The organism is Stenotrophomonas sp. AS012628 (genome assembly GCF_010608305.1).
Classification (GTDB): Bacteria; Pseudomonadota; Gammaproteobacteria; order Xanthomonadales; family Xanthomonadaceae; genus Stenotrophomonas; species Stenotrophomonas geniculata.
Genome location: NZ_VMBJ01000085.1, coordinates 1 through 5,769, shown reverse-complemented (window position 1 = coordinate 5,769; position 5,769 = coordinate 1). Strand labels below are relative to the sequence as shown.

The window sequence follows — 5,769 nt, the reverse complement described above, 5'->3', positions numbered from 1 at the left end:
CCGCAACCGGACCCACCCCGCCTTCGACAGGTTCCTGCTGCTGTTGGTGGGTGTCGACCTTGGTCGACACGGCAGATCGCCATGCGTGGATGGATTTCTGGTTCATCTGTGCCTCACGCGGAGGGCCGATGAAGGTTCATGCTATGAGGCCACGCAATGCACAGGACATCGCAACACCATGGCACGGACCCGGGTCGGCATCATCTTCGGTGGCAAGTCTTCCGAGCACGAAGTTTCGCTGCAGTCGGCGAAGAACATCCTCGATGCGCTCGATCGCGAGCGCTTCGAGCCGGTGATGGTCGGTATCGACAAGCAGGGCCAGTGGCATCTGAGCCAGCCGGATGCCTTCCTGATCAATGCCGATGATCCGTCGCGCATCGCCCTGCATCGGTCCGGTACGTCGCTGGCGGTGCGCCCGGGCGCCGAGCAGGCGCAGCTGCAGCCGTCCGATGCGGCCAGCGCGCTCGGCCAGATCGATGTGGTGCTGCCGATCGTGCACGGGCCGCTGGGCGAGGACGGTGCGCTGCAGGGGCTGCTGCGCATGGCCAACCTGCCCTTCGTCGGTTCACCGGTACTGGGCTCGGCGGTGGCGATGGACAAGGATGTGACCAAGCGCCTGCTGCGCGACGCCGGGCTGCAGGTGGCACCGTGGCTGTGCATCCGTCGCCATCAGGCGGCGGCAGTCGATGTCGATGCGGTGATCGCGCAGCTCGGCCTGCCGTTGTTCGTGAAGCCGGCCAACCAGGGTTCGTCGGTGGGGGTGAGCAAGGTCAAGGATGCAGCGGGCTTCGCCGAGGCGCTGGCATTGGCGCTGCGCTACGACCACAAGGTGCTGGTGGAATCGGCGGTGGTCGGTCGCGAGATCGAGTGCGCGGTGCTGGGCAACGAACATCCTCAGGCCAGCCTGTGTGGGGAAGTGGTGGTGCACGACGAGTTCTACGCCTACGACACCAAGTACATCAACGCCGACGGCGCCGAGGTGGTGGTGCCGGCGGATATCGATGCTGCAACCCAGGCGCGCATCCAGCAGACCGCGCTGCGGGCCTACCAGGCGCTGGAGTGTGCGGGCATGGCGCGCGTGGATGTGTTCCTCACCACAGACGGTGACATCGTCATCAACGAGGTCAACACGCTGCCGGGCTTCACCCGCATCAGCATGTACCCGAAGCTGTGGGGCGCCAGCGGTGTGGACTACACGACGCTGATCACGCGGCTGATCGAACTGGCGCTGGAGCGCCATGAAGCCGATCGCGGATTGCACAGCGCCGTGTAGCGGCGCTGTGTGTAGCGTCGAGCCATGCTCGACGCTACAAAGAGGGCGTGCCGGCCAGCGGCCGGCACTACCCTGCGGTCTTCTACCCGCGCTTGCGGAACATCGAGATCACTGCCAGTACCAGGAACACAACGAACAGGATCCAGGCAATGTTGCTGGCAGCGCCGGCAATGCCGGAGAAGCCGAGCACGGCGGCGATGATGGCGATGACGAAAAAGATGACGGCGTAATGCAGCATGGCGCTCCTCGCAGATGTCCGGGCCGTTGGATGGCGTGGGTCCATCCTCCCGATCTGGCGGTGTGCAGCCAGTGACGGCGATCTATGCAGCAGATGAAGCCTTCAGCCTGCGCAGCCCTTCTTCGACGCTGACCTGCGGCACGTAGCCGAAATCCCGGCGTGCCGGCTCCATGCTGTACCAGTGCGGCGTGCACAGCTGCTCGGCCAGGAAGCGGGTCAATGGCGGCTCGCCGCGCAGGCGCAGCAGCGGCCACAGGCGCTCGCAGAGCGCACCGATGCGGTAAGCGGCCTTGAAGCTGATCGCCTTGTCCACCGTCGGCGCACCAACGGCGGCCAGCAGCTTGTTGACCAGCTCGCGCATCGGCAGCGGCTCACCGTTGGAAATGAAGTAGGCCTTGCCCGCACACGCGGCCCCCGGCGCCAATGCCTCGAAAGCGAGAAAGTGTGCGAGCGCGGCGTTGTCGATGTAGGTGGTATCCACCTTGTTGTTGCCATCGCCCACCAGACGCAGGCGGCCCTGCCGTGCACGTTCGGCCAGACGCGGCACCAGCTGCTGATCGCCCGGGCCCCATATCAGGCGCGGGCGCAGCGCCACCGTCGCCAGCGAGGCGTCGTTGGCCGCCAGCACGCGCTGTTCGGCAATCGCCTTGGTCGCCGCATACGGTGCCTGGAAATCTTCGCCGTAAGGCACTTCATCGGCGCCCAGGCCTTCCACCGGATGGGTGGCACGGTGCGTCACGCTGGGCGTGGAGGTGTAGACCAGCCGGCTGATGCCATGCACACGGCAGGCGGCGATCACATTGTCGGTGCCGACCACGTTGGCCTGGTGGTAGCTGTCATAGCTGCCCCAGGCGCCGGCCTTGGCACCGTTGTGGAACACCGCATCGACGCCGGCCACCGCGTGCAGCACCGCTTGCGCGTCGGCGAGATCTCCACGGATCTGGCCCACACCCATCGCCTGCAGCTCCGGGTAGTGACTGCGGTTGAACGCCAGTACCTGGTGGCCACGTTCGACCAGCCCGCGGCACAGCGCCTGGCCAAGGAAACCACCACCACCGGTGACCAGGATCTTCATGCGCGCTTCTCCAGTTCGGCGCTGGCCCAGACGGCGAGCTTCTCGCGGCCGATCTTGGCGTTGTGACGGATATCGACGGGGAACGCCGGATGCACCAGGAAGTGCTGCAGGCCGGCCTCAGGCGTGCGCGCTGCGGCATGCGCACGCAGCGCTTCCTGCAGCGCCGGGCTGTCTGCCTGGCCACGCTGCAGTTCCACGCACAGCACCGGCACCTGTGCACCCGGGGCGCCGACACCGACCAGCGCCGTGCGCGCCACCCCGGCCACGGTGTTGAACACCGGCTCGACCTGTTCGGTGTACAGCGGTCCGCGCGTGGTCTCCACGCGCTGCGTCTTGCGCCCGCAGAACCACAGTCGGCCCTGCGCATCGAAGTAACCGACGTCGCCCATGCGATGGACCACGCGCGTGCTGCCATCGGCCAGCGTCTCGTGGATCTTTGCCGCCGCCGTGGCCTGCGGGCGGTTGAAATAACTGTCGGTGGCGGTCGGCCCGGCTACGGTGATCTCGCCGACCTCGCCGGTGGCCAGCACGCGTGCCTGCGACCAGTCCGGCAGCGGCGCGTCATCGATGGCGATGATGCGCACTTCGTTCGGCGCCACCACGCTGCCCACGCAGGTCCCTGCGCCAGCCTCGGTAGCGGCGCGCGTACGCTCCAGCTCGCGGCCCTCGACCACGGCCACCGGCAGGCACTCGGTGGCGCCATACGGCGTCCAGAACTGCGCGTCGGCCGGCAGCAGGCTGCGGATGGTGGCGACCACGTCCGGCGGCACCGGCGCACCCGCCGAGGTCACCCGGGTCACCGTCGGCAGCGGCCGGCCATGCTTCGCCAGCACCCGCATCAGTGCCGGCGAGCCGAACAGCTGGGTGACGCCGAAACGCTGGATGGCGTCGTGGAGGCGCGCCGGGTCGGCCTGTGCCGGCCGGGTCGGGTCCATGTCCGGGATGACCGAGGTCAGGCCCAGCGCAGGATCGAACAGCGCGAACGGCGGGAAGGTCGGCAGGTCCACCCCGCCCGCTTCCATGCCGAAGGCACTGCCCAGCAGCTGGATCTGGCCGACGAAGTGGCGATGGCGGTAGACCACGCCCTTGGGCACGCCGGTGGAGCCACTCGTGAACAGGATCGCGGCCATGTCCTCGCCGTCAGTGGCGGCCAGCATCGGCCCACCATTGGCGCCGGCGCGCTCCAGCGCGGCCAGGGTGGTTCCGCCCCAGCCGAGGCGGCGGCCGACGGTCACCAGGCGCGCCGCCGACGGCGCCCAGCGCAGCACCAGCCGCGCCACATGGGCCAGCGGAATGCCGATGAAGGCTTCCGGCTGCGCCTCGTCCAGACACTGTTTCAGCGCGCGCTTGTCGATGCCCGGATCGACCAGCACTGGCACCGCGCCCAGCTTGAACAGGGCGAACATCAACAGGAAGAACTCCGGCGAGGGCCGCACCATCACCACCGTGCGCACCCCTCGGCCGATCCCGTAGCCGGCCAGGCCGGCGGCCATGGCATCGCTGCGGGCGTCCAGCTGGCGGTAATCCAGGGTGACGTCGTAGGCGGCCATGCCGTTGCCGGCGCCCCGGCGGCCGGGGCAGCGGATAGCAATCTGGTCGGGGCGTTCACGCGCCAGTTCAGGCAAACGGGCCGCAATATTGCAGGGTCGGTTCATCCGCTCATTGTCGCCGCTTACGGAATTTCTTGCGCGGCGCCCCACTTCGTGGAAAATCCGCACCCTCGTTCCTGATTCCGACTGCCGCCCGAGGCGGCTTGCCCATGCAACATCCCTGCATGACCTGCGGCGCCTGCTGCACCCAATACCGCGTGGCCTTCCACTGGATGGAATCAGACGAGGTCACCCCCGGCGGCGTGCCACACCAGCTCACCGAAGTGCTGGACCCGCATCGCCTGTGCATGCGTGGCACCCATTCCAAGCCAGTGCGCTGCGTGGCGCTGGATGCTCAGATCGGCGTGTATTCACGCTGCACCATCCACCCCAACCGGCCCAGCGTGTGCCGTGAGGTGGATGCATCGTGGGAGTACGGCAAAGCCAGCCCGCAGTGCGACAAGGCGCGCATCGCCTATGGCCTGGATCCGTTGACGCTGGCCGACTGGCGTTGGCGCGATGACGCCGACAATGATGACGATCATCCCGACGACAACGGCAACAGCCCGTCTTCGCCGCCGCAGGCACCGGTCGCCGCGTAGTGGTCGTGCCGGCCGCTGGCCGGCAACCTCATGAACCCGGCCGGTGTGCCGACCAACGGTCGGCACCTGCCCATTACCTCTTCCGGTGGGTGCCGACCGTTGGTCGGCACGCCCCTCAGATCGGGTTCTTGTCCAGGAACGCGCGGATCTCCGGCACCAGCACCTCGTGCTTGTCTTCCAGCACGTAATGCCCGGCATCCTCGAAGGCATGCACCTGGGCCTTCGGCAGCGCGGCCTGGAAACCCTTCAGGAAGTGGTGGTCGAACACGAAGTCGCGCAGGCCCCAGCCGAGGAAGGCGGGGCGGTCGGCGAACGACGGCAGCGCCTTGCCGGCACGCTCCAGCAGCGACCACGCCTTGTCGGCCGGCGACAGCGGGATGTCCTGCATGAAGCGGATGGTGCTGATGCGGTTGGCGTAGCTGTTGTACGGCGACACGTAGGCGCGGCGCACGTCGGCCGGCATCTTCCGCTCCACGCCCAGCCACGAGGCGCCGGACGAGAATGCGTTGAAACTGCGGATGATCCACTCGCCGATCTTCCAGTGGCGGCCCAGCGCGATCTGCCACGGCATCTTCTTCGCGGCCGGCATCGGGAAGGCGGCGGTGTTGAGCACCACCAGGCGCTTCACCTGGTCGTGGTGCGACAGCGCCCAGCCGAAGCCGATCATGCCGCCCCAGTCGTGCACGGCCAGGGTCACCGGGCCGGTGATGCCCAGGTGCTTCAGCAGTGCATCGAGATCGTCCACGCGCGACTGCAGCGTGTATTCGTAGCGGCTGTCGTCCGGCTTGTCCGACAGGCCCATGCCGATGTGGTCCGGCACGATGCAGCGGTACGTGTCCGACAGGCCAGCCACCAGCGTGCGCCAGTAATAGCTCCACGACGGGTTGCCGTGCACCATCACCACCACCTCGCCGTCGCGCGGGCCTTCGTCGAGATAGTTCATCGACAGGCCAGGGCGCACTTCGAAGCGCTGCGGGTGGGCGGGGTAACCG

At 67.8% G+C, this 5,769-nt stretch carries 6 protein-coding genes; 2 read left to right on the top strand and 4 right to left on the bottom strand.

Annotated elements, in window-relative coordinates:
• The first annotated feature begins 178 nt into the window (after positions 1–178).
• Entirely contained in the window at positions 179–1,273 is a 1,095-nt protein-coding gene (ddlA, locus tag G5A07_RS20930) for a D-alanine--D-alanine ligase (RefSeq protein WP_191863946.1), read from the top strand.
• Between the two features lie 82 nt (positions 1,274–1,355).
• Here the strand turns inward: ddlA and G5A07_RS20925 are convergent, their stop codons facing one another.
• The 3 genes from G5A07_RS20925 to oleC form a co-directional block, all read right to left on the bottom strand.
• Entirely contained in the window at positions 1,356–1,511 is a 156-nt protein-coding gene (locus tag G5A07_RS20925) for a DUF1328 domain-containing protein (RefSeq protein WP_004153593.1), read from the bottom strand.
• An 82-nt stretch (positions 1,512–1,593) separates the two neighbouring features.
• Positions 1,594–2,586 carry a 2-alkyl-3-oxoalkanoate reductase gene (oleD, locus tag G5A07_RS20920; protein WP_019338517.1) on the bottom strand — a complete coding sequence of 331 codons (993 nt, stop codon included), beginning with the start codon at positions 2,584–2,586 and terminating at the stop codon, positions 1,594–1,596.
• Entirely contained in the window at positions 2,583–4,241 is a 1,659-nt protein-coding gene (oleC, locus tag G5A07_RS20915; protein WP_071306512.1) for an olefin beta-lactone synthetase, read from the bottom strand. The genes oleD and oleC overlap by 4 nt, the downstream gene beginning before the upstream one ends.
• Before the next feature lie 104 nt (positions 4,242–4,345).
• Between oleC and G5A07_RS20910 the strand changes: the two genes are divergently transcribed.
• Positions 4,346–4,777: a YkgJ family cysteine cluster protein gene (locus tag G5A07_RS20910; RefSeq protein WP_029380125.1), complete on the top strand. Its 432-nt coding sequence runs from the start codon at positions 4,346–4,348 to the stop codon at positions 4,775–4,777.
• Between the two features lie 115 nt (positions 4,778–4,892).
• Here G5A07_RS20910 and G5A07_RS20905 read toward each other — a convergent pair.
• The coding region (locus tag G5A07_RS20905) for an alpha/beta fold hydrolase (protein WP_191863945.1) at positions 4,893–5,769 on the bottom strand (877 nt) is incomplete at its 5' end.

Bases quoted from the DNA above. Each gene is read 5' to 3' on its own strand.
- ddlA (WP_191863946.1), top strand. From the start codon at position 179: ATGGCACGGACCCGGGTCGGCATCATCTTCGGTGGCAAGTCTTCCGAG.
- G5A07_RS20925 (WP_004153593.1), bottom strand. From the start codon at position 1,511: ATGCTGCATTACGCCGTCATCTTTTTCGTCATCGCCATCATCGCCGCC.
- oleD (WP_019338517.1), bottom strand. From the start codon at position 2,586: ATGAAGATCCTGGTCACCGGTGGTGGTGGTTTCCTTGGCCAGGCGCTG.
- oleC (WP_071306512.1), bottom strand. From the start codon at position 4,241: ATGAACCGACCCTGCAATATTGCGGCCCGTTTGCCTGAACTGGCGCGT.
- G5A07_RS20910 (WP_029380125.1), top strand. From the start codon at position 4,346: ATGCAACATCCCTGCATGACCTGCGGCGCCTGCTGCACCCAATACCGC.